The following is a 26,152-nucleotide window of genomic DNA, read 5'->3' as shown; positions in this document are numbered from 1 at the left end:
GTTTTCGGGGTCTGGTTGGTCTTGTTATCTGCGTTGTGAGGGGTGCCAAAAGGTTACCATTTTTTCGAGCCCTGCCACCAAAGCATAGAACACTGTTCCGGCGACTGCCGCCACTGCGATTTCGGCCCAGACGAGGTCGATCGACAGGCTGCCCACCCCCGTTGAGATTCTAAAGCCCATGCCGCGCGTGGGGGAGCCGAAATATTCGGCGACAATCGCCCCGATCAGCGCAAGTGTGGTGGCAATTTTGAGGCCATTGAATATGAACGGCATGGCCGCAGGCAGGCGTAACTTGATCAGCGTTTGCGTGTAGCTGGCCGCATAGGTCCGCATCAGGTCACGTTGCATCGCATCCGCCTCACGCAGGCCTTGCACCGTATTCACAAGGATCGGGAAGAACACCATCACCACAACCACCGCCGCCTTGGAGTGCCAGTCGAACCCGAACCAGCTGACCAGGATAGGCGCGATTCCAACGATAGGCAGCGCGGCCACAAAGTTACCGATGGGCAGCAACCCTCGGGTCAGAAAGACTGACCGGTCGATCAGAACGGCCGTCAGAAAGGCAGCAGAGGCACCGATTGCAAACCCGGTGAATGCCCCTTTGAACACGGTCTGTTTGAAGTCCTGCCACAGAATATCGGTTGAGTTAACAAAGGTCTGCGTCACCATCGAAGGCGGCGGCAGGATCACAGGCGAGACGCCCAGCCCTTGCACCAGCCCCTCCCACAGGATCAGCAGCGTGACACCAAAGAGCACGGGCACAAAGACGCGCACGCCCTTGGAGTCCCGGTAGATCGACCGTGCCAGCCACGCGTTCAGCCACCAGGCACCAGCCCAGAAGATGAGGGAAAAGATCAACCAGCTCATGCGCTCATCCCCATGCGTTTCAGGGTCACTCGCTGCAGAATATCCAGCAAAGTCACCAGAATACCCGCCAGAATGGCCGCCGCGAACAAGGCCGCCCAAATGGCCAAAGGCGTGCCGAATTGATCGCCGATCAAAATGCGCGCGCCGAGGCCCGAAATTGCTCCGGTCGGCAGCTCGCCCACAATTGTCCCAACCAAGGCCGCCGCGATTCCAACCTTCAGCGAGGTGAACAGGTAGGGCACCGAAGATGGCAGGCGCAGTTTCAGGAACGCCTGCAAACCGGTCGCGTTGTAGGTCTGAAGCAAATCCAGCTGCGAAACGGCCGGCGAGCGCAGCCCTTTAACCATCCCGACCAGCACAGGGAAATAGCATAGGTAAGCCGAGATAATCGCCTTGGGCACCCCACGCCCTTCGATCCCCAACTGAGAACTCAGGACGATGATCATCGGAGCCAGTGCCACAATCGGCACCGTTTGGCTGATGATGGCCCATGGCATCAGGCTCATATCCACAACACGGGAATAGACGATGGCCACGGCCCCTAGGATGCCAACCGCTGTGCCCAGCACAAATCCCCAGAGCGTGGATTGCAACGTGATCCACCCGTGATAGATCAACGAGCGCTTCGACATCGCCCGGCCCCTCATCACCATTTCGCCGGTGGTTTTCCAAAGCTCCTGCCCGACTTGAACGGGCGTTGGCAGGCGCGGCCGGTCCAGCTCATAACCACCTGCGATATGCGACGGGTTCTGCACCATCAGAACCCAAACCGAGACCTGCTGACGATCCCTCGACGCCTCGGGCGTCACGGTTTCTCCTGCCCGTTCCGCCTGATCGAGCGAGACGCGAACATTCATTGGTGCGACGGCCAGATACCAAAGAACCGCAATGGCCAGCAGCACGGTCAGAACCGATAAGACCTGCTTCATGCGTGCCACTCCATCCGGTAGACCGGCACGGTGTCCGGGGGCACGGGCGGCTCTTCGCTTGTTACCTCGAACCCTTCGCGCTGATAGAACCGTTGCGCCGCCGTGTTCGGCGTGTGTGTCGTCAGCCAAAGAAACGCGCGGCCCTCTTTGGCCTTGTCGACAAAGCGCTTGCCGATGCCCTGACCGGTCCGTCTGCAATAAAGCGCACCGATCTTCTGCTCCTTCGGGTCCACGGACATATAGCAATCGACCGGGTTGCCCGTGACCCAGATCTCACGATGATCAAACGCCTCTTCGATCAAGGCTGTCAGCTGCTCAACCGGTAGCTCTTCCGGCATCCAATCCGTCTGGCAAGCCCAATCATGGATCACTTGGGCACAGGCCGGCACGTCCTGCAACGTTGCGCGCCTGATCATATCCGAGGCCTTATCAGTCATCATAGGAATGCCCCGCCCGCAGGCCGTCCCGCACCCGGTGTGCAACCTCAATAAACTCCGGCGTATCGCGGATATCCAAGGGCCGCTCCTTGGGCAGAGGGCTGTCGATCACATCCGTAATCCGCCCGGGCCGAGGGCTCATGACCACGATCTTGGTACTGAGATACACGGCCTCGGGGATCGAGTGCGTCACAAAGCCAATCGTCTTCTCCGTACGCGCCCAGAGCGCCAGAAGCTGTTCGTTAAGGTGGTCGCGCACGATCTCGTCCAACGCACCAAACGGCTCATCCATCAGCAGGATATCCGCGTCAAAAGCCAACGCCCGCGCGATACTGGCCCGCTGCTGCATACCGCCCGACAGCTGCCAAGGGAACTTCCCACCAAACCCAGCAAGATCAACAAGTTCTAAAACTTTATTCACACGCTCTTCCTGCTCTGACGCGGAATAGCCCATGATCTCAAGCGGCAGCTTGATGTTTTTGGAGATGGTCCGCCACGGATACAGACCCGCCGCCTGAAACACATATCCATAGGCACGCTTGCGCCGCGCCTCATCCGGGGTCATGCCGTTGACGGTCAGAGTGCCGCCGGTTGGCGTCTCCAAAGCCGCGATGCAGCGCAGAAAGGTGGTCTTGCCGCAGCCCGAAGGGCCGATAAAGCTGACAAAGTCGCCTTTGTCGATCGTCAGGTTCACATCTTTCAGCGCGTGAACCGGGCCATCATTCGTCTGGAAGGTGAGATCCAGCTGCCTTGCCTCGATCACAGGCTGGGTCGTAGAGTCAGTGTTCATTCCATAGCCTTGAAAAATTTGATTGCGGGTCGCCCATAGAGCGGCCCGAATGCGTCAGACACCTGTCGCTGGAATACCCGTCCGCTCCACCGGGCGCGGGGCGGTTAGTTCTTTCCAGGTGCTCAGCGCTTTGTTCACATGGGTGTTGGCCTCACGCGCCACGAACTTCCCGTGCCCTTCCTGTGTCTGGATCTCGCCATCATGCACAGCGACCGCACCACGGGTCAGCGTGAACCTCGGCAACCCGCGCACTTCTTTACCCTCGAACACGTTGTAGTCGATCGAAGATTGCTGCGTCTCAGCTGAAATCACCTTGGCCTTGTCCGGATCCCACACCACCAAATCAGCATCTGCACCAACCAGAACGGCACCCTTTTTCGGATAGCAATTCAATATCTTGGCGATGTTTGTTGAAGTTACTGCCACGAACTCATTCGGCGTCAAACGCCCGGTATTCACCCCATAGGTCCAGAGCATCGGCATCCGATCCTCCAGCCCTCCGGTCCCATTTGGGATCTTGGTGAAATCTCCCACGCCATAGCGTTTCTGATCGGTCGTAAAGGCGCAATGGTCCGTAGCAACCACGCTCAACGTGCCCGATTGCAGACCGTTCCATAGGCTATCCTGATGCTGCTTGTTCCGGAACGGAGGGCTCATGACCCGCCGCGCCGCATGTTCCCAATCGTGGTGGAAATACTCGCTCTCATCCAAGGTCAGGTGCTGGATCAGAGGTTCTCCCCAAACGCGCTTGCCCTGCATCTTTGCGCGCCGAATGGCCTCATGTGCCTCTTCGCAGGAGGTGTGCACCACGTACAAAGGCACACCAGCCATATCGGCAATCATGATCGCGCGGTTGGTCGCTTCGCCTTCGACCTGCGGCGGGCGGGAATAGGCGTGTGCCTCGGGGCCGGTATTGCCCTCGGCCAGCAGCTTGGCGCTCAGCTCGGCCACTACGTCACCGTTCTCGGCATGCACCATCGCGGTGCCACCCAATTCGGCCAGACGTTTGAACGAGGCAAACAACTCATCGTCATTCACCATCAACGCGCCCTTATAGGCCATGAAGTGCTTGAACGTGTTGATGCCACGCGTCTCGATGACAGTCTTGATGTCATCAAACACCTGCTCACCCCACCAGGTCACCGCCATGTGGAACGAGTAGTCACAATTCGCCCGCGTCGATTTGTTGTCCCAACGCTTGAGCGCATCTAGCAAGCTTTCGCCCGGATTGGGCAGCGCGAAATCCACCACCATCGTGGTGCCACCTGCCAAGGCCGCGCGCGTTCCACTTTCGAAATCGTCGCTGGAATAGGTCCCCATAAAAGGCATCTCAAGATGCGTGTGCGGGTCGATCCCACCGGGCATCACGTAGCACCCCGAGGCGTCCAGCTCCTTGTCGCCGCGCAAGTCCGGCCCAATCTCGGTGATCACGCCGCCCTCAACTTTCACATCCGCCTTATAGGTCAGATCAGCGGTTACGATGGTCCCGTTCTTGATGACAGTACTCATTTCAAACTCCCTGTTGCGGTCTGCGCCGCTTGCTTCATCTGGCTAAAAATATCCCGGGGGAGTCGCGGCTTGCCGCGACGGGGGCAGCGCCCCCTATTCCACGATCTCCGCCGTCTCAACGACCGCATGCAGCAAAACATCCGCCCCGGCAGCCGCCCAATCCTTGCTGATCTCTTCAGCCTCGTTGTGGCTCAGGCCATCTACGCAGGGGCACATCACCATCGCGGTCGGCGCGACCCGATTAATCCAGCAGGCATCGTGACCGGCACCCGAAATGATATCCGTATGGGAATACCCCAGCCGCTCTGCCGCGTCGCGCACGGCGGCCACACATCCCTCATCGAATTTGACTGGATCGAAACCGCCGACCTTTTCGAATTCAATCTGCAGGCCCATTTCGTTCACGATATCCTCAGCCGCCACACGAAGGCGATTTTCCATATCAGTGATCACATCCAATTCGGGCGAGCGGAAATCGACCGTGAACACCACCTTGCCCGGAATCACATTGCGTGAGTTCGGATACACATCAATATGCCCCGCTGCCCCAACCGCATGCGGCGCATGTGACCACGCAATCTCATCCACTTTTTCAAGAATACGTGCCATCGCGAGGCCCGCATTCTTGCGCATCGGCATCGGGGTCGAGCCGGTATGGGCATCCTTGCCGGTCACTGTGATCTGGGTCCAACTTAGCCCCTGACCGTGGGTGACGACGCCGATATCCTTGTCCTCGGCCTCCAGAATCGGCCCTTGTTCGATATGCAATTCAAAGAAGGCATGCATCTTGCGTGCGCCGACCTCTTCCTCGCCGCGCCAGCCGATACGTTGCAATTCATCGCCGAATTTTTTTCCCTCGGCATCCTCGCGGTCATAGGCCCAATCCTGCGTGTGCATTCCGGCAAAAACGCCCGAAGACAGCATCGCGGGGGCGTAGCGTGTACCCTCTTCATTCGTCCAATTGGTCGCCACGATCGGATGTTTGGTTTTGATTCCCAGGTCGTTCAGCGTGCGGATGATCTCCAACCCGCCCAGAACGCCCAGAACCCCGTCATATTTCCCACCGGTTGGCTGTGTATCCAGATGCGAGCCAACATAGACCGGCAGCGCCTCCTGGTCCGTGCCCTCTCGCCGCGCGAACATGTTGCCCATCTGATCCAAGCCCATGGAACAGCCCGCACCCTCACACCAGCTTTGGAACAGCGCGCGCCCTTCGGCGTCATCATCGGTCAGCGTCTGGCGGTTGTTGCCGCCCGCAACGCCAGGGCCGATCTTGGCCATCTCCATCAGGCTATCCCACAACCTATCGCCATTGATCCTGAGATTCTGCGCCGGAGCTGCCATAGTCTTCTTCCCTGTTGCTTGCGAGTTTGCTCGCTTTTGGTGTCTTGATTTGACCAACTGGTCAAACTCACGCTATCACGGGTTCGACATCAGTCAAGAAATTGCGCGCCATCGCTGGAGTTTTCAGCAAAATCCCCTATGAAATGGCGCAAAAACAGACACGTTGGACACATGCCGAAAGACCGCGCACCCACCAGAATACAAAAGAAAAATCGCGCTGCGATTCTGGAAGCCGCGCTCGAAGTCTTTTCGACCCACGGGTTTCGCGGGGCCACCGTGGATCAGATCGCGTCCGCTGCCGGGCTGAGCAAACCAAACCTGCTCTATTACTACCGCAGCAAAGACGCGATTTATGCGGCCCTGCTCGAGCGTCTTCTGGACACTTGGCTAGACCCGATGCGCGCCATTGATCCCGATGGCGACCCTCTGACCGAGCTGTTAGGATACATCCACCGCAAGCTGGAAATGAGTCGCGACTACCCTCGCGAAAGCCGCCTGTTTGCCAATGAGATCATTCGCGGCGCTCCACATATCTATGACGTGCTGTCCACAGATCTGAAAGCGCTGGTCGATGAAACCTCGACCCTGATCCGCCGCTGGATGGCCGAGGGGCATATCGCCGAAGTGAACCCCTATCACCTGATCTTCTCGATCTGGTCTTTGACCCAGCATTACGCAGATTTCGACGTCCAGATCCGCGCCGTTCTTGGCTCGGATGAAGCCGATCCTTACCCCGACGCGAAAATCTACCTTGATCAGGTGTTCACGCGCCTTCTGACGCTGTAACCGTTATTTCGCGGGCTTTAACGCCAGAATTCGACGCAAAAGCACGATCACCATGGCGATCAGGATGGTCAGGTCGCCCATGGTTTTGACGGTGTTGATCTTGGGCACCTTTCCGGCATCCTTGACGATCGCGGTGTACATTTTCGGCTGCTGCACCCCAGCCATGTGATCCTTGGCCGAGGCCTTCACGAAGGCGTCAAAATTCTGCAGCGCCTTGACCTTTTTGACCACCTGCCCAAGGAACCGTTGGTCCAGCTGACGCTCTTCCTTCAACTTCGCCATCATCTCTTCGAGAGAGCGTTTCAGCTTCTCAAGACTGTCCACGTCACGTTTGATCTGCTTCTGATGCTGAAGAAAATTCTTGGCGGCCATCGCATCACGTTGCTTGGCCTTGGAGAGGGCAACGTTCTTTTTGGACGTGTCACGGTCAAGCTTGGTGACCTTGTTGCCGCCCTTGCTCCGGCCCGGTGGTGCCGCTGGCATGACATTCTCCTTTGATCCTGTCTGTCCGCGGCAGTGTAGCACCGAACCGGTGTTTTAGGGATGAAGGTTTCCCTTACTCCGCCGCTTTCGCCATCGGATTGTTCGGATGCGAGGTCCAGTTGGCATAGTCCGGCTGCACGGTCTTCCCGGTGCGCGGATCGACCTCACCAGCTACCATCGGCTCCATCGTGATGCAACCTTCGATCGGGCAGACATCGACGCAGAGGTTGCAGGCAACACATTCATCATCCATCACCTCGAATACACGGTCATCAGACATTGAGATCGCCTGATGGCTGGTATCCTCACAAGCCGCATAGCACCGGCCGCATTTGATACACTGGTCCTGATCAATCTTGGCCTTGGCAACATAGTTCAGGTTCAGATACTGCCAGTCGGTGACATTGGGCACCGCACGACCGATGACCTGATCGATGCTGGTATAGCTTTTCTCATCCATCCATTCGGACAGTCCCGCCGTCAGCTCATCAATGATCTTGAACCCGTAGGTCATCGCAGCGGTACACACCTGTACATTGCCACAACCCAGCGAGATAAACTCGGCCGCGTCACGCCAAGTGGTCACGCCCCCAATGCCGGAGATGGGCATACCATGCGTGGCCTCGGCCCGCGCGATTTCGGACACCATCGACAGAGCAATCGGTTTGACCGCCGGGCCGCAATAGCCGCCATGGCTGCCTTTGCCATCGATCGAAGGCTCGGGGCTGAACGTGTCCAGATTGACGCTGGTGATCGAGTTGATCGTGTTGATCAGCGACACCGCATCCGCGCCACCATTCCGTGCTGCTGCCGCAGGTTTGCGGATGTCGGTGATGTTCGGCGTCAGCTTCACGATGACCGGGCGGTCATAGTATTTCTTGCACCAACGGGTCACCATTTCGATGTATTCCGGCACCTGCCCCACGGCAGACCCCATGCCTCGCTCGCTCATGCCATGCGGGCAGCCGAAGTTCAGTTCGATCCCATCGGCGCCTGTCTCGGCGACGCGCGGCAGGATGGCTTTCCACGCCTCCTCCTCGCAGGGCACCATGATCGAGGCGATCAGCGCGCGATCCGGATAGTCCGCCTTGACCCGCGCCATTTCCTCAAGGTTCACCTCTAGCGGGCGGTCGGTGATCAACTCGATGTTGTTCAGACCCAGCAGCCGCCGATCAGCACCATAGATCGCGCCATAGCGCGGCCCGTTCACATTCACGACCGGAGGGCCCTCGGCCCCCAACGTTTTCCACACAACACCACCCCATCCGGCCTCGAACGCGCGGCGGACGTTGTATTCCTTGTCCGTCGGCGGCGCAGAGGCCAGCCAATAGGGGTTGGGGCTGGAAATGCCCAGAAAGTTTGTCGTCAGATCGGCCATGGCTTCTCCCTTCCCGGCTCAGCCGGTTTTTTGAATATCATTTCGGTCGGGCGAATGCGCCCGGCCTTTAGGTTTTTTACGTAGTTTTGGAACTTCTCCGGTGCCGTCTCGCCCATCATCAGGTGGATGCCTAACGCGGGCGGGCCACTTTCGGCCATGCGCGCAAAGGCTTCCTCGAAGAACGCTAGAGCGAACTCGGTACGATCCGTCTCAGTCACCAGTTCCAGGCCCGCAGCGCTTGCGGCATCGCGGTAGACATCGGGTGCGTGGACGAAGGACGTCTCGGCCACGGTGGACCATGGCAGAGGAAACGCAAGCGGCTCAGCCGCCTCACCGCCCATCACGTCGAACAAGGCAAAAGTACCATCCGTCGCTAAGGCCCGAGAGACTTCGGCGAACAATCCCGCCTTGTCTTCGATGTTCATGCCAACATGGAACATCACGGCCAAATCGAACCCAGAATCGGGAACGGGCATATCGAGGGCGCTGCCGACCAGAAACTCCGACTTGTCGGAATGTCCGACAAGATCGCTGAGCGTCTTGGCCGTTTCGACAAACTCAGGCGTCAGGTCGACGCCTGTGACCGTCGAGTCATACCGATCCACAATGTAGCGCGATGTCCCGCCGATACCGCAGCCAACGTCGAGCACACGCGTTGCATGGGTGGGGGAGAGCTGAGCGAACAAGTTATCGGTCGCCTTCACACCACCTGTATGAAACTCGTCTCCGGCCTTGAGGTCGGCGACGGTGGCTGCATCCGGGTCAATACCGCTGGCCTCAAGCGCCGCGCGGACGCGTTCGGTCAGGGCACCGGTTGTGTAGTGTTGGGCAACAGCTTGTTCGATCTGGGACATGACGATACCTCAGCATCAATAAAAATGGGGTGAATACCCCATCTTATCACGAAACGAGCGTTGCGTGGATGTCCATCGCCGCGTCCCGTCCCTCGGCCACGGCTGTCACGGTCAGATCCTCGCCGCCCGCGGCGCAGTCACCACCCGCCCAAACACCGTCCAGAGAGGTTCGCCCTGCCCCGGTGACAGCGATCTTGTTGCCGTCCAGCGCCAGACCTTCGGGCGCGCCTTCAAGCGTCTGACCGATGGCCTTGAGGACCTGATCAGCCGGAAGCCGGATCATCTCACCCGTCCCTTCTAGCCTGCCGTTCCGAGTGGTCGTGTATTCCAGCTCGATATCGACCGCAGATCCATTGCCGTAAACGGCGACCGGCTGCACATTCGTCAGGATCCGCACCCCATGCGAGGCTGCGAGGTCCTGTTCGTACCGGCTGGCACCCATCGCATCGCGCCCTCGGCGATAGGCAATCGTGACATGCTCAGCGCCCAGCAGTTTTGACTTCACGGCAGCGTCCACCGCAGTCATGCCGCCGCCGATCACGACCACATTCCGCCCGACCGGCAAGTGGGCCAGATCTTCGGCCTGACGCACATCCGAAATGAAATCCACAGCAGCCCGCACACCGTCCTTTTCGGTGCCTTGCGCACGCAACGCGTTCACACCCGCCAGACCGATCGACAGGAAAACGGCATCATAGTTCTCGACCAATCCGTCCAGCGAAATCGTATCTCCCAGAACCGAGCCCGTCTCGATTGCAATGCCACCGATTTTCAAAAGCCAATCCACTTCGGCCTGAGCGAAGTCATTGGTCGATTTGTAGGCTGCAATCCCGTATTCGTTCAGACCGCCGGGTTTCGGCTTGGACTCGTGAATCACCACGTCATGCCCCAGCATCGCCAGCCGGTGCGCACAGGCAAGACCAGCAGGCCCTGCCCCAATCACGGCAACCGTTTTGCCGGTAGGCGCGGCGCGTTCGAAGGGGTGATCGCCCGCTTCCATAACGGTATCAGTCGAGTAACGCTGCAAGCGACCGATCTCGACCGGTTTGCCTTCGGCGGCTTCGCGAACGCAAGCTTCCTCGCACAAAGTCTCGGTCGGACAAACGCGGGCACACATGCCACCTAGAATGTTTTGCTCGAGAATCGTGCGACCCGCTGCTTGCGGCTGACCAGCCTGGATCTGGCGAATGAACAACGGAATATCGATATCCGTCGGACAGGCCGTCACACACGGCGCGTCATAGCAGAAATAACAGCGATCTGCCGCTACGGCGGCCTCATGCGGGGCCAAAGGCGGATGCAGATCGGTGAAATTCGAGGTCAGCTCATCGCTGGAAAGCCGCCCTGGGACAATCCCGGGTGCCATCTGGCCCTGTGCCATCACTCTACTCCCTGTAGATATGTTTGTTGTGAGGCTCAGCTTGCCACAATCTGATTTTTTATCAATTGGTAAATTTTATCATTCGGTCAAAAAATGAAAAATCCGGGCTTTTGACCCGGATTTCCGTGATTTTGCTCAAAATTGATGCGGGATCGGGTCAGATCATGCCCGTCAAATGCCCGGATTTCATCCAAACCCGCGCGCCATCCGGCCCCGCAACGGCCTTTGACTGCGATCCGGGCGGCAGGCGTAGCCAGTCCCACGCGGCGAATGATTCACCGCCTTCATCAAAGCTGCCGGTGATGACAAACACCTCAAGCCCACCTTCAGCGCTCAGATCAATGGTCTCACTCGCGGCCCATTGCGCGATGCGCACATCCTCATGCTCATCCTTGAACAAGCGCAGATCGCCCTGCCCGTTGATCGAGCGTTTAACCTCGGTCCGGTCAGACGGATCGAATTGATGCAGCTTGACCAGAATGGTCGCCCCATCCGCCGCCGAAGGGGTATGGGACGAGGTCGGAGGGTTGCGAACATAGCTGCCCACCGGAAAATCTCCGGTTTCGTCCTGAAAGACGCCATCCAGAACCAGATACTCCTCACCGCCATCGTGGGTATGGGCCGCGAAGGCACTGCCGGGGGCGAAACGCACGATCGTAGTGGCGCGGGCGACTTCCTCACCGATCCGGTCCAGCATCTTGCGCTCGACCCCTGCCGCTGGCGATTGCACCCACTCGGTCTGATCAAAATGCACCGCAGCGCGTTTGGTGAAATCCGCGTTGATCCTCATGGCGGCCTCCTGCTTTGAATCTCCTGCTTGAGATGGGATGGAGAACGCGAAAATCAATCCAACAGTTTTGACGCCCCATGCGGCTTGCTATAGTCCCAAGGAAAACGGGCGACGGGAACAGGCACGAATGGCTTCGCAGAAATTCAACATTGTCGTCATCGGACAAAACAACCGCCTGCAATATGAGGCCCTTCTGTTCGCCGCCTCGCTGCGCAACTGTTCCCCCGGTTTTGACGGCAAGCTGTATGTCGCCACCCCAAACCCCGGCCCCCGTTGGAGCCAGAACCCCAGCATACATAACGAAGATGTGCGCAAGGCGCTGTCTCAGCTGGACGCCGAGATCCTGCCCTTCGACAACCATGTCTTCGGAGAGAGCTATCCGCATGGCAACAAGATCGAGGCCCTGCTGGCCCTGCCCGAGGGGGAACCCTTTGTCTTCTTCGACAGCGATACGCTGATCACCGGCGACCTGACCTCGGTCCCGTTTGATTTCGACCGTCCGGGCGCCTCGCTTAAGGTCGACGGGACTTGGCCGAAACCCACCCTCTATGGGCCCGGGTTCGAGGGAATATGGAGCGCGCTCTATCACCGCTTCGGGTTGGATTTCGACAGCTCGATTGATGAAAGCCAGCCCAAGGAACACTGGAAGCGGTTTCTGTATTTCAACGCGGGGTATTTCTTCTACAAATGCCCTCGTCAGTTCGGCGAGCGGTTTCTGGACTACGCCAAGACCATACGCGACGAAGAGATACCCGAACTCACCGGGCAGAACCTTGATCCCTGGCTTGATCAGGCCGCTTTGCCGTTGGTGATCCACTCCTTCGGTGGCGGGCGCGATGCTTTGCCGGAAGGATTGCTAGATGGGTCGATCAGTTGTCACTACCGATTGTTTCCACTGCTCTACGCCCGTGAGAGTGACCGCGTGATTGAAGTGCTCGAGACCGTCTCAGCCCCCAACAAAGTCAAGAAAGTCCTCAAGGCCTATGACCCGATGAAGAGGCTGATTTTCCAAGGAAAAGGCCAGAAAATCCGCGAGATGTTTGACCAGAACGCCCTGCCCGGGCGCGAGCAGGCCATCCGAAAGGCGATCAAGGCCAAAGGTCTCTGGCTGCGCTGACAGGATCGCCCACAAGATCACCCAGAGGATCGTTGTGCAAGGGCCTGCAATAGCCTACAGATTCGCCAACGCACATTCCAACAGGAGATTTTCACGATGTCTGACGGCCCCACCTACGGTTTCGACACTCTGCAGATACACGCGGGCGCACGCCCCGATCCCGCAACCGGCGCGCGCCAGACTCCCATCTATCAAACGACGGCCTATGTTTTTCGCGATGCGGACCACGCGGCAGCTTTGTTTAACCTGCAGGAAGTGGGCTTTATCTATTCGCGCCTGACCAACCCGACCGTCGCCGTTTTGCAGGAACGTGTCGCGACGCTGGAAGGTGGCGTTGGCGCGGTGTGCTGTTCCTCGGGGCACGCGGCGCAGATCATGGCGCTGTTCCCGCTGATGGGACCGGGCTGCAACGTGGTGGCCTCGACCCGCCTGTATGGCGGCACTGTCACGCAGTTCAGCCAGACGATCAAACGCTTCGGCTGGTCGGCCAAATTTGTCGACACTGATGACCTGGAGGCCGTGAAAGCCGCCATAGACGAAAACACCCGCGCGGTATTCTGCGAATCCATCGCCAACCCTGGCGGCTATGTAACCGACATCCGATCTCTGGCTGATGTCGCAGACGGCGCAGGCATTCCGTTGATCGTCGACAACACCTCGGCCACGCCCTACCTGTGCCGCCCGATTGAACACGGTGCGACGCTGGTCGTGCATTCGACCACCAAGTACCTGACCGGCAATGGCACCGTCACCGGCGGCTGCATCGTGGATTCGGGCAAGTTCGACTGGTCGGCGAATGACAAGTTCCCCTCACTCAGCCAGCCCGAGCAGGCCTATCACGGGCTGAAATTCCATGAGACCTTCGGCCCGCTGGCCTTCACCTTCCACGGCATCGCCATTGGCCTGCGCGATCTGGGCATGACCATGAACCCGCAAGCGGCACATTATACGCTGATGGGGATCGAGACGCTGTCGCTGCGGATGGAGCGCCACGTCGAAAACGCCCAGAAGATCGCCGCCTGGCTCGAGGCGGATGACCGGGTCGACTACGTGACCTATGCGGGCCTGCCTTCGTCGCCCTATCACGACCGGGTCAAGGCGCAGTATCCGCGTGGTGCCGGTGCCCTGTTCACCTTTGCGGTCAAGGGTGGCTATGACGCATGCATCAAACTGGTGAACGCATTGGAGATCTTCAGCCACGTTGCCAACCTCGGCGATGCGCGGTCGCTGATCATCCACTCAGCCTCGACCACGCACCGTCAGTTGACCCCCGAACAGCAAGAGGCAGCAGGCGCAGGTCCCAACGTTGTGCGTGTGTCGATCGGTATCGAGGATGCCAACGACCTGATCGCCGATCTGGATCAGGCCTTGGCCAAAGCCAGCGCATAAAGCCATGAGCGGCCACGACACCAACGCACTTGGTCAACCCATCGGACGACCGGTCACGGGCGAGTTCCCGCGCCCCACGCCGCCCTATACCCCGATGGAGGGCCAGTATTGCTCGGTCGTGCCGCTTGATGTGAACAGGCATGCGCCCGGATTGTTCCGGGCGTTTGCCAATGATGCCGATTACCGGAACTGGACCTACCTGCCCTACGGGCCGTTTGGATCTGAACAGGAGTTCGAAACCTGGGCTCGTGCGAATTGCATAGACGCCGACCCGATGTTTCACACGGTTCTGGATGCCAACGATATACCCGTTGGCATGGCATCATACCTTAGGATCGAACCGGCCGCAGGTGTGATCGAGGTCGGGCATATCCACTTCTCGCCCCTACTGCAGCGCAAGCCGCAATCGACCGAGGTCATGTATCTGATGATGCGCCGTGTGTTCGATGAGCTGGGCTATCGCCGTTATGAATGGAAATGTGACGCGTTGAATGCGCCATCTTGCAGTGCAGCCCAGAGGTTGGGCTTCACCTATGAGGGGACATTCCGCCAAGCGACACATTACAAGGGGCGCAATCGCGACACAGCCTGGTATTCGATCCTCGACAGCGAATGGCCGCGTATTCGAGATGCGTTTGAGGACTGGTTGTCCAAGGATAATTTTGACCAAACGGGCCAGCAACGAAAACCGCTGATGGCCCGCGCAAGTGCGTGAGCCTATTCTGAAATCTCGAACTCCATCGAGACACTGACAGAAACCGAGATCTCTCCGCCAGCCACAGGCACTCCGCCCGTGTCGGCCATGGCCATGTTCCGCATCTCTGCCATCGGGCGCACACCGCCCCCACGTTCCGAGATCGTCTGAACCGGCCCCAGCGTGATATTGGCAGCTTGGGCAAGTTGCTCGGCCTTTGCGGTTGCTTCGCTTACGGCTTTTGCACGGGCTTGAACCTCAATCGGTTCAGGGTCTTGCAGACCAAAGCTCAACCCGCTGAAATCATTGGCCCCGTCCTGAATGACCGCATCCATGACCTCACCCAGTTGGGTCAGATCGCGTACCCGCACGAACACCCGGTTCGAGGCGACAAATCCGGTGATCTCAGGTGGTTCCCCGTTTTGCTGATTCCGATTCGACCAGATGGGCGACAAAGACAGGTCACGGGTTTGCAAGTCCCGCTCGTCGATGCCCATGTCACCCAACCGCGCAAGCACCTGCGCCACAGCGTCCGAGGTAGCTTTCATGGCCACTGAGGCCTCGGGGTTTTGATGTGTCACACCTAGGGTGATCGTCGCCATATCGGGGGCAACCTGAACGGTTCCGGTGGCATCCACGTTGATGCGACGTTCTTCCGCATGTGCCAGCCCGGCGGTGGTTGCGGCCATCATCGCGGCCAGAAAAGCGAATGTCTTCAAGGTGATCCCTCCAACTTACTCTGTCTCAACATGGGTCCGAGGGGCACACACGCACAAGGGGAAGTCCCGGCTTTTTCTTTCCCTCGGCGGGTTCCTGCTTTAGTATCACCCTGCGAATACAAAGGTATTTGCGTTGATATGGTTAACTGTGGTTCCTCCGGATTATGAAACCCGCTTTTGCGCTGACCTTTTCTGCGACCGGAATTTCCCTTCAACACCATTCGGATGGTGAATGGTACGACATTGGCGAAGTGCCTTTGTCGGCCCCGGATCTGAGTGACCAGATCAAAGCCCTGCACGACAAAGCATTTGCACTGGAAAACGACCTGAGCTGCAAACTGGTGCTGCCCGCAGATCAGGTGCGGTATCTTGCCCTGCCCACGGAAGGCCAAAGCGAAGATCAGATCGCGTCCGAGGTTCAAGCCGCGGTCGCCGAGGCAACTCCGTATGAATTGGCCGATCTGTCCTACGACAGCGCAACCGAGGGGTCGACCACCTTTGTCGCCGCCGTCGCGCGCGAGACGCTGGGTGAAGCGCAGGCATTTGCGGCGCAGCACGGGTTCCTGCCGGTCACCTATAGTGCAGCCACGACTGAGGCCGAATTTCCGCGCGAGCCTGTATTTGACATGACCAGCGAACCGCAGGTCGCTGCGCCTTCACCCGAGCCCGAGCTAGAAAGACCCCCGGTTCACGCCATAGCGGATGACGCGGCGCCTACGGCGTTCCGCTCTCCTGAACCTGCTACGACCGCAATCACTTTGTCTCCCACAACGAACAAAGGGCAACGTTGGGCAATTCCCGCGATTGCCGCGCTGATCTGCGTCGGGGTTGGTGTTTGGGCGTGGTCTCTGATCGGGGCAGACCCAGACAACGACACATTTACCGAAAACGATACGGCCGAACTGTCTGCACCGCAGACTCAGGACACTTCACCGCCTGAGACGGATCCACAGCCTGAAACCGAAATCGCGGCGGCACCAGCAGCGGAAGAAGCGCCAGAACCTGAAGCCCAGCCAGAATTGTCCCCGACAGATGCGGCCATTCTCGAAGCGCTGAAAGTCGCGCCGACGCCTGTAGAACAGATTGCACAGGACCCCGAAGCACAAAGTGACATCGAAGAGGTCGCGGGCGCCCTAGTGGAGGCCCCCGAAGCGCCGATTACCCCGGCATTGATTTCCGAGGATGACCTCTACCTCGCGTCTATTCACAACCCGGATCTGTCCAGCGACGCGATTGCCCTGCCCGATCAAGGCAGTTTCGACACGGATGCCGCCTTTGAACGCATCCCCGGCCCCGCAATCGCAGGCGCGCAATACGAACTGGACGAACGCGGCTTGGTCGTACCGACCGCAGAAGGCGCGCTGTCGCCCGAAGGTATCGTAGTCTATTTGGGTCGCCCATCAAAAGTCCCGCCCGAAGTACCGGTGCGGTTTGAGGAAGAACCAGTGGTCGATGAGGTGAACCAGAGGCTGGCCGAACTCCGACCCCGGCCCCGCCCCGGCAATCTGGTCGAGAATTTCGAACGCACGCAATTGGGCGGGCGCAGTCTTGAAGAGCTTGCTGTCGTAAGGCCCAAATTGCGGCCTGAAAGCCTACAGGCACAGCCCGAGATCGACTACACACCCACCGCCTTGGCCGTTGTTCGCGTCCCTCGCCCCAAACTACGGCCCGCGCGGGCCGTGGCGTCGGCTAGCGCAAGCGGATCAAATCTGGGATCAACCGCCGCAGTAGCGTCCAGCAACGACGAGGCCGGGTCCTTCCAGCCGAAATCCGTGGCTCCGAAAATCCCGACAACAGCCTCGGTCGCACGACAGGCCACAATCGACAATGCCCTGAACCTGCGCAAGCTGAACCTGATCGGCGTCTACGGCACACCCGCAAATCGCCGTGCCCTCGTGCGGCTTCCGAGTGGTCGGTACAAAAAGCTCAAGATCGGAGACCGGATTGACGGCGGCAAGGTAATCGCCATCAGCGACAGCGAATTGCGGTATCAGAAGAAGGGCCGCAACCTGACTTTGAAAATGCCGCGTGGCTGAGGACGACCCGTATTTTCAGACTGTCAAAGCTGGGTACGAGCACGCCGCCCACCGGTTAATCCCGGCCTATGACGGCCTTTCTCCTACCGAAGTCCTGCGCCCCGTTTTGGATCACGTGCCCGATACCGGGGCGAGCGTTCTGGATGTGGGCGCTGGCACTGGAACGGTGGCGCGTTGGCTGGCCATACGCGGCTGCGACGTGACGGCGATCGAGCCAGTCGATGCCTTTCGAAACCACGCGGTGCGCGGTGACGGTGCCCGATCCGCTAAATTGCTTGATGCTTGCCTGCCTAGACTAAGCGCTCTGCCAGACGACACCGCGTTCGACTCCATTCTGGTCATTGGAGTTCTGCATCACCTGCCTCCGCGTGACCAACACTTGGCTATCCGCGTACTGTCTAAACGGCTGCGGCCGCAAGGGCGGATGATTTTGTCGCTCAGACATGGCCCCTGCCCGTCTGACCGACCCGGTTATGTGATTTCGGACGACGCCATAGTTGATCAAGCGGTAGGTTCGGGCCTGCAGGTGCACCGCAGGTCCCGAACCGACTCGATACAACCGGCCAACCAGCGCGCAGGTGTAACCTGGACCTGGCTGGTATTTGGCGCTGCTTAGGCCGCCGAAATCTCTCCGCTTTCGATTTGTTCGCGTTCGATGGATTCGAAGAGGGCCTGGAAGTTACCCTCACCGAACCCATCATCCCCCTTGCGCTGGATGAACTCGAAGAAAATCGGGCCGATCACGGTTTTTGAGAAGATTTGCAGCAGAATCCGTGTCTCTCCCCCGTCCACGACGCCTTCACCGTCGATCAGAATGCCGTGCTTCATCATCCGATCCAGCGGCTCATCGTGGTCCGTTACACGGTCTTTGGACATGTCATAATAGGACTGGTTTGGACCAGGCATGAACTTCAACCCGTTCTCGGCAATGGCGTCGGTCGAGGCATAGATGTCCTCGCTGCCCACCGCGATATGCTGAATGCCCTCGCCCTTGTACTTTTTCAGGTAAGAGACGATCTGACCCGTTTCGCCCCGATCCTCGTTGATCGGGATACGGATGCGGCCACAGGGCGATGTCAGCGCGCGGCTATAGAGACCGGTGAACTTGCCCTGGATGTCAAAGAACCGGATTTCACGGAAGTTGAACAGGTCGCCATAAAACTTGAACCACTTGTCCATATTGCCCCGGTAGACATTGTGGGTGAGGTGATCGAGATAATAGAACCCCTCGCCGCGCGGTTTCGATTCTTTGATCCACGCGAATTCCTCATTGTAGGGCGAGGTATCGTAATACTGGTCAATAAAGTAGATCAGCGATCCGCCAATCCCCTTGATGGCCGGGACATTCATCGTCTTGTCCGCACCGTCATACGGCTCCGCCCCTTTTGCGACGGCATGCTCGTAAGCTTTCTGCGCATCCACAACGCGCCAGCCCATCGAAGGTGCACAAGGGCCGTGTTCCGCGACGAACTTGTCGGCATAGCTTTCGGGGTCCGCGTTCAGGATGTAGGTGACATCGCCCTGCTGCCACAGTTCGACCAGAGGTTTGGATTTGTGGCGCGCAACCAGATCGAAGCCCATTTTGGCGAACAGATCACGCAGCTCCTGCGGTTCAGGGTGCGCGAACTCGACAAACTCAAACCCGTCGGTACCTGCGGGGTTTTCGGGACTGATGACAGATTTCGGGGCGTTATGCGGGAAAGGACCCATGGCGCGTCTCCTTCGAAAACAGGAATTTCTTTGCTGATTCTAAAATACGCCTTAAGCAGTGCTGTTTCCGCGCATTGTTTTCATGTAAACTCTCTAAGTGTGCGCAAACTGCGCATGAATGACCTGAAATATGAGATCTTGCCGCATATGCTTGATGCAACCGATACACGCCTACTCTCAGCGCTTCAAAAGGACGCGCATCTGACCGCGCATCAATTGGGTGAGCTGCTGAACCTCTCCCCCAGCCAGGCAGGCCGCCGCCGTCAGCGCCTTGAGGCCGAGGGCTATATCACCGGCTACGCGGCCCGGCTGGATCCGTTGAAACTCGGCTTGCAGGTTCAGGGCTTCGTTCAGGTCCATCTTGGCACACACGGCCCCGATCAATCCGCCAGCTTTGCCCGGATGGTTAACACCCAACCCGAGATCACAAGTGCCTGGACGATGACGGGCGAGGCAGACTACTTGCTTCACGTCTATTGTGACGATCTTTCTGCGCTCAACAGCTTGCTTCACGAGGTGATCCTGCCGCATCCTGCAGTGGCACGGGTACAAAGCCAGATCGTGATGGACCAACTCAAACGCGACGCACCCCTGCCAACCTGAGCGGGCAATGAGGACATAGATGGACGATTTCCTATATCAGGCTTCTATTTATCTGGCTGCGGCCGTTATCGCCGTGCCCCTGTCGGCGCGGTTGGGCCTTGGGTCGGTTCTCGGATACCTGGCGGCTGGCTTGATCATCGGCCCCGTCCTCGGGCTTGTCGGCGCCGAGACTGAAGACCTGCAACATGTCGCCGAGTTCGGCGTGGTCATGATGCTGTTCCTCATCGGTCTCGAGCTAGAGCCGCGCGCCCTGTGGGATATGCGCGACAAGCTGTTGGGTCTTGGCGGGCTTCAGGTTCTGTTGTCCACCGCCGTTATTGCCGGTGTCGCGATGTACGCGAACCACCCGTGGTCCGTCGCACTGGCGGTCGGTTTAACTCTGTGTTTGTCCTCGACCGCGATCGTGCTGCAAACCCTGTCTGAGAAGGGCTTGATGCAAACGAACGGAGGCCGCGCGACGTTCTCAGTTCTGCTGACGCAGGACATTGCCGTTATCCCGATTCTGGCCCTGCTGCCGCTGCTCGCGCTTCCTGCCATGCCGCATATTGAGGCAGACGGCTCCATCGACCGCGGCGCTGAGCATCTGCATGATGCCGGGCATCACAGCCTGTCTCTGGTCGAAGGGCTGCCGGGCTGGGCTGTCACTCTGGTCACCATCGGCGCAATTGCCTTTGTCATTCTAGCGGGCGTCTACCTGACCCGGCCACTGTTTCGGTTCATTCACGCAACCCGCCTGCGCGAGATGTACACCGCGCTGGCGCTGATGATCGTGGTCGGGATTTCATTCCTGATGACACTGGTGGGCCTGTCACCCGCTCTGGGCGCGTTTCTGGCGGGTGTGGTTTTGGCCAGCTCGGAATTCCGCCATGAAATGGAAAGCGACCTTGAGCCGTTCAAGGGCCTGTTTCTGGGGCTGTTCTTCATCACAGTCGGAGCCGGGATCAACGTTGGCTATTTCTTCAACGACCCGTTTGACCTGATCGGTTTGGCCTTACTGGTCATCCTTGTCAAAGGCGTCATCCTCTATCTCGTGGGCAAGGCCTTCAAACTGAAGGGCCGGGATCACTGGCTGTTCACCCTTGGACTGGCCCAGGCGGGTGAGTTTGGCTTTGTCCTTCTGGCGTTTTCGACACAGCAGAATGTCATCCCGCCGGACCTGTCGCAAAAGATGTTGATGATCATTGCGCTGACCATGTTGATTACCCCGCTTCTGTTCATCATCTATGACCTTCTGTCCCGCAAGATGGCTGACACTAGCGCCACGCCGGAACCTGATGAGATCGACGAAAAAGGCCCCGTGATCATCGCCGGGATCGGTCGATTTGGTCAGATCGTCAACCGGCTGGTGCGGGCCAGCGGCTTCAAAACCGTTGTTCTGGACCACGATATCGAGACGATCCAACTGATGCGTCGTTTTGGCGTCAAAGGCTTTTTAGGAGACCCGACCCGGCCGGAACTGCTGCGCGCTGCGGGGCTTGAGAAAGCCTCGGTACTTGTCGCTGCGATGGATGATCGAAAGACGGTGACGCGTTTGGTTGGCTACGCCCGCCGCCAGCGCCCCGATCTGCATATCATCGCACGGGCGCATGATCGAACCCACGTGTATGAGCTGTATCAGGCCGGCGCCAATGACATCGTGCGCGAAATGTTCGACAGCTCTCTGCGCGCAGGCCGTTATGTGCTGGAGAATATCGGGCTGAGCGAATACGAGGCCGCGCAGGCCGAACAGACCTTCTATCACCATGACAGGACGTCCGTGCGCGATTTGGCCGAGCTTTGGATTCCCGGTATGCCCACGTCCGAGAATACGAAATACATCGAACGCGCGCAAAAGCTTGAGAAGGATCTGGAAACCGCGTTGCTGGAATTGGCGGAACAGCACGCAAAGGATTCTGCCTGACCGAAGCAATTAAAGCGTTTTGCGTTTTATCTGAGGTAAAGCTATCGAAATGCGCGTTCGACCAGAGGGAGAGGCAGCGTATTTCGATTCAAATCAAACGCAAAGCGATCTAGCTCCGGTCAGGCGCTTAGGTTACCCGTCCGAGACACCCGCCTCGGCAAAGGTTGCCATGCCCGAGTGGCAGGCAACTGCGCTTTTGAGAATGTTGATCGCAAGCGCACCGCCGGACCCCTCACCCAGACGTAGGCCGAGGCTCAGCAGCGGCTCTTTACCCAGTTTTGACAGCATCGCCGCATGCGCGCCTTCTGCGCTTTGGTGCCCCGCAACGGTATGATCCAGAGCTGAGGACGAAATACGCGCCAGACAGGCCGCGGCCGATGTGCAGATGAAGCCATCCAGAATGACGGGAATGCGCAACATCCGGGCCGCCGCAATCGCTCCGGCCATGGCCGCGATCTCGCGCCCGCCGAGGCAGCGCAGAACCTCCAACCCGTCGTCATTGCCATGCAGCGCAACGCCTTCAGCCACTACGCGCGTCTTGTTGGCAAGGCCGGTATCGTCGACCCCTGTACCGCGACCGGTCCAATCGGCGGCCTCACCTCCGAAAAGGGCACAGGCGATGGCAGCAGCGGGGGTGGTGTTGCCGATCCCCATCTCGCCGACCACCAGCAGGTCGGACTTCGGGTCCACCGCCTGCCAGCCGGTTTGCAGTGCGCTCAGCAACTCGGCCTCACTCATGGCAGGGCCTTGGGTGAAATCTGCAGTGGGATGATCCAGATCCAGCGCGTGGACGTCCATCTTCGCGCCCGCCGCCTTGGCCAACTGATTGATCGCCGCGCCGCCATGTTCAAAATTCATCACCATCTGAACGGTCACTTCGGGCGGAAACGCTGAAACGCCCTGCGCCGTGACCCCATGGTTACCCGCAAAGACAATGACCTGAGGGGCCGTAACCTGCGGTCGCGCATCCCCACGCCAGGCCGCGTACCAGATCGCCAGATCCTCAAGCCGCCCCAGTGCGCCCGGCGGTTTGGTCAACTGACTGTTGCGTTCAGCCGCGCCATCCGCCGCCGCCATGTCCGGCCCTTGAGCGTTGGTCAACGCGTCGCGGAACGTGTTCAAATCATTCAGTTCAGGCAGCATCAAAGCCTCATTGCATCAGAGTGGTCCTGTGTGTTTAACCGAAGCACTGAATCCAACAAGGCCCCGAAAGGCGCAGAAGTGCAAAAAAACGACACCAATCCGGTTTCCGCATGGGATATCCCGCTGGCGCTGGTCCTGTTGACGCGCCTGCCCCTGCCCCGTTTGCCCGAACAGGTCTTTGCCCGGCAAGCGCAGGCGGTCTGGGCCTTTCCGGTGGTCGGCCTGGTGATTGGCACATTGGCTTGCGGCATCGGGTGGCTGACGCTGACGCTGTCGGTTCCGCCATTCGTGTGCGCCGTTCTGCTTGTGGCGACCCTGACCATGACGACCGGCGCAATGCATGAGGACGGGCTGGCCGATACGTTTGATGGCCTATGGGGCGGGTTCACACCGGATCGCCGGTTGGAGATCATGAAGGACAGCCATATCGGCACATATGGCGTTCTGTCCCTGATTGGTTCGCAGCTGATGCGCGTTGCCGCCGTCTCGGCCCTTCTGTCAGCCGACGCGTTTCTGGCGATCATTGCCGCTTGTGTGGTGTCACGCGCGTTCATGCCCCTGCTGATGGCTGCATTGCCTAATGCGCGTAAATCCGGCCTCAGCCATTCTGTCGGTGCTCCGTCCGTCGTTCCTGTCGCCGTTTCGCTCGCTCTGGCTGGCTTGACGGGAGTATTGCTGATCGGTGGGCAGGTCATTTTGCCCGCCCTTTGCGCCGCGCTCGTTGTAGGTGCTCTGGCCCTTATGGCAAGGGCCAAGATCGGCGGACAGACCGGAGATATCCTCGGCGCTTCTCAGCAATTGGCCGAAATCACCTTCCTGGTAGCAATAGCGGCTCAGCTTTAAGACACCCCACCCGTTTCGATCCGCAGAGTGCAGCCGCAATGCTTGCAATGCACCGCGTCCGGATCATGCCGGAATAGCCCGCAGCTGGGGCATTTGTGGCGCACTTTCTGAGGCATGAATATCGCCTGCGCCAGACGCACGAACAGGGCAACACCCACCACCATGATAAACACCGAAAACAGCTTGCCCCAAGGCGTCGACAGGGTGATGTCGCCAAATCCCGTCGTCGTCAGGGTCGCCATGGTGAAATACAGCGCGTCTATATAGGGGTTCTTGGCATCTTCGGGGATGAAAAAGACAAGAACGGCTGTCGAAGTTGCAAACACGAAGACCAGCAGATTGATGGCCGCGATGACCGCATCTTCGTGCGTGCGGAAAAAGGTGCTGTCGCGCCGTAAATCCCACAGCAGATGGTACGAGTGGATCAGCCGAAGGGCGCGCAGGATACGCAGGAACGCGAGATTACCGGTCAGAAACGGATCGAGGATCAGTGACACGATCACCACGATATCCGCCAGCGTATAAATTTTACGCAACAGCTTCCAGCGATCCTTGGCGATCCACATTCTGGCGGAAAAATCCAGAAGGATAATAAAGCCAACCACCCAACTGATACCGGTAACCCATGGGCCATGCGGAAAATGCGCGGTGGCGACAAAGAAGATGATGGTGACCACATCGAACAGGATCAAACCATAGCGGAACCAAACCGAAATCGGAGCCTTTCCGATATATAGGAACTTGACCGTCTTCTTCATGCGGAACCGGTATCTGCTTGCATCTACAGAAAAACTAACCGGTTTTCGCCAATCCACCAAGCAACGAAAAAGGCCGCCCCGATGCCGGAGCGGCCTTTCCGTTTCAATCGTCTTGGACTTAAGCGGCAGCGGCGCGTGAGGTCAGAACATCATCGACCTGCTTGGCGGCAGAAATTTCTCCGTCTCCGGACACGGCGGCGACCTCGCGGGTCAGACGCTCCAGCGCGGCTTCATAAAGCTGACGCTCGGAATAGCTTTGCTCGCGCTGGTCATCGGTGCGGTGCAGGTCGCGAACCACTTCGGCGATCGAGATCAGATCGCCCGAGTTGATCTTCTGTTCGTATTCCTGCGCCCGGCGCGACCACATGGCCCGCTTGACCTTGGCCTTGCCCTTCAGCGTCTTCATCGCCTGGCTGATCACATCCGGCGAGCTGAGCGAACGCAGACCGGATTCAGTCACTTTGTTTGTCGGCACACGCAGGGTCATCTTGTCCTTCTCAAAAGAGATGACGAACAGTTCGAGCGAAAATCCAGCGACGTCCTGCTCTTCGATCGAGATGATCTGACCCACACCATGGGCGGGGTAGACAACATAGTCGTTCGGGCGGAACTCAAGCTTTTTCGACTTCGACATTCAATTCATTCCTTGGTTTTGGACCGGGATGCGAACAACAAAAAACCCACGCTCGGTGCCTATTGTGGCCCCGGCAGGCGGTCTGTTTGTCGCAAATTCAGAACTCCAAAGCGAGCATACTTACGGAGTACATCCCAATCTCAGTCATCATGTAGGGAGAGAGTATATCACAAAAATGAGACACTCAAAAGTTTCCCTAGGGGAATTTTTTTATAAACGGCCTGCAATCAAGGGATTAGGCTTCGAAGACCGCATATCTTAGCCATCCAAATGGGGTGCGAATCACTTACCCGCCTTCACCCGGAGCTTCGGAGAAGTACTTCTCCATCTTGCCTTCCTCGCCATCGCGTTCTTCCGCCTCTGGCAACGGGTCTTTTTTGGTGACGATGACCGGCCACATTTCCGAGTATTTGCGGTTGAACTCGACCCAAGATTCCATGCCCGGCTCGGTGTCGGGACGGATTGCATCAGCCGGGCATTCTGGTTCACACACGCCGCAGTCGATGCATTCGTCTGGGTGGATAACCAGTGTGTTTTCACCTTCGTAGAAACAGTCCACAGGGCACACTTCCACACAGTCGGTGTATTTGCAGCCGATGCAGTTTTCGGTAACGACGTAGGTCATGTTCAGAATCCCATTAAGGTTTGGCGTCTAGCTAGTTCAGTCCGGGTTTGGCTTCAAGATGTGGGGCCGTTTGGCGTGCGAGAAAGATCAAGCGCGCGCCGATCTTTCTTGGTTGGACGACCTTTTCCCTCATATGACGGGTTTTTGGGCGGTGTGTCCTGCTTTTCCGTCATATCGAAGTACAATGTTTGCGCCTCGGGGGCTGGGCCGCGGCGGTCGCCGAGTTTTTCAACGCGCACGACCCGAATTATTTTGCCCTGTGGGAAGGTCAGAACATCGCCCGGCGTTACCGTCTGGGCTGGTTTCAGAACCCGGTTGCCATTCAGCCTGACATGGCCGCTGCTGACCTGTTTCGCCGACAGGCTACGGGTCTTGAAGAACCGCGCCTGCCATAGCCATTTGTCGATCCGCAGCTTGGCCTGATCCATGA

Annotated in this window: 27 protein-coding genes; 9 read left to right on the top strand and 18 right to left on the bottom strand. The window is 58.5% G+C overall.

All coding sequences use genetic code 11. From position 1 onward, the window contains the following. Window positions 1–24: 24 nt before the first annotated feature. The 6 genes from ACR0C3_RS03690 to ACR0C3_RS03665 all read right to left on the bottom strand — a co-directional run bounded on the left by ACR0C3_RS03690 (window position 25) and on the right by ACR0C3_RS03665 (window position 5,879). Window positions 25–870, bottom strand: a complete 846-nt coding sequence (locus ACR0C3_RS03690) for an ABC transporter permease (protein ID WP_480757205.1) — start codon at window positions 868–870, stop codon at window positions 25–27. After that, a complete protein-coding gene (locus tag ACR0C3_RS03685; protein ID WP_170526477.1) occupies window positions 867–1,799 on the bottom strand; it encodes an ABC transporter permease subunit in 933 nt (310 codons plus the stop codon). Before ACR0C3_RS03685 ends, ACR0C3_RS03690 begins: the two co-directional genes overlap by 4 nt. Continuing rightward, window positions 1,796–2,236, bottom strand: coding sequence for a GNAT family N-acetyltransferase (locus ACR0C3_RS03680; protein ID WP_480757203.1), 441 nt, complete (start codon window positions 2,234–2,236; stop codon window positions 1,796–1,798). Before ACR0C3_RS03680 ends, ACR0C3_RS03685 begins: the two co-directional genes overlap by 4 nt. Next, window positions 2,229–3,026 (bottom strand): ABC transporter ATP-binding protein, encoded by a 798-nt coding sequence (locus ACR0C3_RS03675; RefSeq protein ID WP_170376555.1) that lies wholly within the window; start codon window positions 3,024–3,026, stop codon window positions 2,229–2,231. The genes ACR0C3_RS03680 and ACR0C3_RS03675 overlap by 8 nt, the downstream gene beginning before the upstream one ends. A gap of 54 nt (window positions 3,027–3,080) precedes the next feature. After that, window positions 3,081–4,535, bottom strand: a complete 1,455-nt coding sequence (hydA, locus tag ACR0C3_RS03670) for a dihydropyrimidinase (RefSeq protein WP_480757201.1) — start codon at window positions 4,533–4,535, stop codon at window positions 3,081–3,083. 93 nt (window positions 4,536–4,628) lie between these two features. After that, a complete protein-coding gene (locus tag ACR0C3_RS03665; protein WP_480757199.1) occupies window positions 4,629–5,879 on the bottom strand; it encodes a Zn-dependent hydrolase in 1,251 nt (416 codons plus the stop codon). Window positions 5,880–6,050: 171 nt separating this feature from the next. On the opposite strand from ACR0C3_RS03665, the gene ACR0C3_RS03660 reads away from it, so the two are divergent. Further along, window positions 6,051–6,665 (top strand): TetR family transcriptional regulator C-terminal domain-containing protein, encoded by a 615-nt coding sequence (locus ACR0C3_RS03660; RefSeq protein ID WP_170689966.1) that lies wholly within the window; start codon window positions 6,051–6,053, stop codon window positions 6,663–6,665. 3 nt (window positions 6,666–6,668) lie between these two features. Here the strand turns inward: ACR0C3_RS03660 and ACR0C3_RS03655 are convergent, their stop codons facing one another. The 5 genes from ACR0C3_RS03655 to ACR0C3_RS03635 form a co-directional block, all read right to left on the bottom strand. Further along, entirely contained in the window at window positions 6,669–7,148 is a 480-nt protein-coding gene (locus tag ACR0C3_RS03655; RefSeq protein ID WP_480757197.1) for a hypothetical protein, read from the bottom strand. A 73-nt stretch (window positions 7,149–7,221) separates the two neighbouring features. Further along, window positions 7,222–8,526, bottom strand: coding sequence for an NAD-dependent dihydropyrimidine dehydrogenase subunit PreA (preA, locus tag ACR0C3_RS03650; RefSeq protein WP_480757196.1), 1,305 nt, complete (start codon window positions 8,524–8,526; stop codon window positions 7,222–7,224). After that, window positions 8,514–9,380 carry a class I SAM-dependent methyltransferase gene (locus ACR0C3_RS03645; RefSeq protein ID WP_480757194.1) on the bottom strand — a complete coding sequence of 289 codons (867 nt, stop codon included), beginning with the start codon at window positions 9,378–9,380 and terminating at the stop codon, window positions 8,514–8,516. Before ACR0C3_RS03645 ends, preA begins: the two co-directional genes overlap by 13 nt. A 46-nt stretch (window positions 9,381–9,426) precedes the next feature. Beyond that, the gene (locus ACR0C3_RS03640) at window positions 9,427–10,761 is read right to left on the bottom strand and encodes an NAD(P)-dependent oxidoreductase (RefSeq protein ID WP_170677670.1); all 1,335 of its coding nucleotides are present in this window, start codon (window positions 10,759–10,761) and stop codon (window positions 9,427–9,429) included. A 157-nt stretch (window positions 10,762–10,918) separates the two neighbouring features. Next, window positions 10,919–11,551: a cupin domain-containing protein gene (locus ACR0C3_RS03635; protein ID WP_480757193.1), complete on the bottom strand. Its 633-nt coding sequence runs from the start codon at window positions 11,549–11,551 to the stop codon at window positions 10,919–10,921. 127 nt (window positions 11,552–11,678) lie between these two features. On the opposite strand from ACR0C3_RS03635, the gene ACR0C3_RS03630 reads away from it, so the two are divergent. From ACR0C3_RS03630 to ACR0C3_RS03620, 3 genes are all read left to right on the top strand, one after another. Then, window positions 11,679–12,668, top strand: coding sequence for a hypothetical protein (locus tag ACR0C3_RS03630; protein ID WP_480757191.1), 990 nt, complete (start codon window positions 11,679–11,681; stop codon window positions 12,666–12,668). Window positions 12,669–12,764: 96 nt separating this feature from the next. Further along, window positions 12,765–14,057 (top strand): O-acetylhomoserine aminocarboxypropyltransferase/cysteine synthase family protein, encoded by a 1,293-nt coding sequence (locus ACR0C3_RS03625; protein ID WP_170551394.1) that lies wholly within the window; start codon window positions 12,765–12,767, stop codon window positions 14,055–14,057. Window positions 14,058–14,061: 4 nt separating this feature from the next. Continuing rightward, window positions 14,062–14,772, top strand: coding sequence for a GNAT family N-acetyltransferase (locus ACR0C3_RS03620; RefSeq protein ID WP_480757190.1), 711 nt, complete (start codon window positions 14,062–14,064; stop codon window positions 14,770–14,772). A 2-nt stretch (window positions 14,773–14,774) separates the two neighbouring features. On the opposite strand, the gene ACR0C3_RS03615 is transcribed toward ACR0C3_RS03620, so the two are convergent. Then, the gene (locus ACR0C3_RS03615; protein WP_480757189.1) at window positions 14,775–15,470 is read right to left on the bottom strand and encodes an SIMPL domain-containing protein; all 696 of its coding nucleotides are present in this window, start codon (window positions 15,468–15,470) and stop codon (window positions 14,775–14,777) included. A gap of 164 nt (window positions 15,471–15,634) precedes the next feature. Here ACR0C3_RS03615 and ACR0C3_RS03610 point away from each other — a divergent pair, with 164 nt between their 5' ends. Then, the gene (locus ACR0C3_RS03610; RefSeq protein WP_480757188.1) at window positions 15,635–17,506 is read left to right on the top strand and encodes a hypothetical protein; all 1,872 of its coding nucleotides are present in this window, start codon (window positions 15,635–15,637) and stop codon (window positions 17,504–17,506) included. Further along, window positions 17,499–18,122: a class I SAM-dependent methyltransferase gene (locus ACR0C3_RS03605; RefSeq protein WP_480757187.1), complete on the top strand. Its 624-nt coding sequence runs from the start codon at window positions 17,499–17,501 to the stop codon at window positions 18,120–18,122. Before ACR0C3_RS03610 ends, ACR0C3_RS03605 begins: the two co-directional genes overlap by 8 nt. Here the strand turns inward: ACR0C3_RS03605 and hppD are convergent. After that, on the bottom strand, window positions 18,119–19,216 hold the full coding sequence (gene hppD, locus ACR0C3_RS03600; RefSeq protein ID WP_170376512.1) for a 4-hydroxyphenylpyruvate dioxygenase: 1,098 nt from the start codon (window positions 19,214–19,216) through the stop codon (window positions 18,119–18,121). The two genes, ACR0C3_RS03605 and hppD, sit on opposite strands and share 4 nt — an antisense overlap. Window positions 19,217–19,363: 147 nt before the next feature. On the opposite strand from hppD, the gene ACR0C3_RS03595 reads away from it, so the two are divergent. Together ACR0C3_RS03595 and ACR0C3_RS03590 are read left to right on the top strand one after the other, a co-directional pair. Then, window positions 19,364–19,819 (top strand): Lrp/AsnC family transcriptional regulator, encoded by a 456-nt coding sequence (locus tag ACR0C3_RS03595; RefSeq protein ID WP_170376867.1) that lies wholly within the window; start codon window positions 19,364–19,366, stop codon window positions 19,817–19,819. 19 nt (window positions 19,820–19,838) lie between these two features. Next, the gene (locus ACR0C3_RS03590; RefSeq protein WP_480757185.1) at window positions 19,839–21,719 is read left to right on the top strand and encodes a monovalent cation:proton antiporter-2 (CPA2) family protein; all 1,881 of its coding nucleotides are present in this window, start codon (window positions 19,839–19,841) and stop codon (window positions 21,717–21,719) included. Window positions 21,720–21,851: 132 nt separating this feature from the next. On the opposite strand, the gene cobT is transcribed toward ACR0C3_RS03590, so the two are convergent. After that, a complete protein-coding gene (gene cobT, locus ACR0C3_RS03585) occupies window positions 21,852–22,862 on the bottom strand; it encodes a nicotinate-nucleotide--dimethylbenzimidazole phosphoribosyltransferase (protein WP_480757184.1) in 1,011 nt (336 codons plus the stop codon). Between the two features lie 78 nt (window positions 22,863–22,940). Between cobT and cobS the strand changes: the two genes are divergently transcribed. After that, a complete protein-coding gene (gene cobS, locus ACR0C3_RS03580) occupies window positions 22,941–23,705 on the top strand; it encodes an adenosylcobinamide-GDP ribazoletransferase (protein WP_480757183.1) in 765 nt (254 codons plus the stop codon). Here the strand turns inward: cobS and ACR0C3_RS03575 are convergent. The 4 genes from ACR0C3_RS03575 to ACR0C3_RS03560 all read right to left on the bottom strand — a co-directional run bounded on the left by ACR0C3_RS03575 (window position 23,702) and on the right by ACR0C3_RS03560 (window position 26,150). Beyond that, on the bottom strand, window positions 23,702–24,463 hold the full coding sequence (locus ACR0C3_RS03575; protein ID WP_170469956.1) for a potassium channel family protein: 762 nt from the start codon (window positions 24,461–24,463) through the stop codon (window positions 23,702–23,704). The two genes, cobS and ACR0C3_RS03575, sit on opposite strands and share 4 nt — an antisense overlap. Before the next feature lie 118 nt (window positions 24,464–24,581). Next, entirely contained in the window at window positions 24,582–25,097 is a 516-nt protein-coding gene (locus ACR0C3_RS03570) for a CarD family transcriptional regulator (RefSeq protein ID WP_170376497.1), read from the bottom strand. Window positions 25,098–25,383: 286 nt separating this feature from the next. Next, window positions 25,384–25,722, bottom strand: coding sequence for a ferredoxin FdxA (fdxA, locus tag ACR0C3_RS03565; RefSeq protein ID WP_170376495.1), 339 nt, complete (start codon window positions 25,720–25,722; stop codon window positions 25,384–25,386). 53 nt (window positions 25,723–25,775) lie between these two features. Further along, window positions 25,776–26,150, bottom strand: a complete 375-nt coding sequence (locus tag ACR0C3_RS03560; RefSeq protein ID WP_480757182.1) for an RNA-binding S4 domain-containing protein — start codon at window positions 26,148–26,150, stop codon at window positions 25,776–25,778. Window positions 26,151–26,152: the final 2 nt, after the last annotated feature.

The organism is Ruegeria sp. CK3, assembly GCF_056536565.1.
This window is presented reverse-complemented; position numbering and strand designations above follow the sequence as displayed.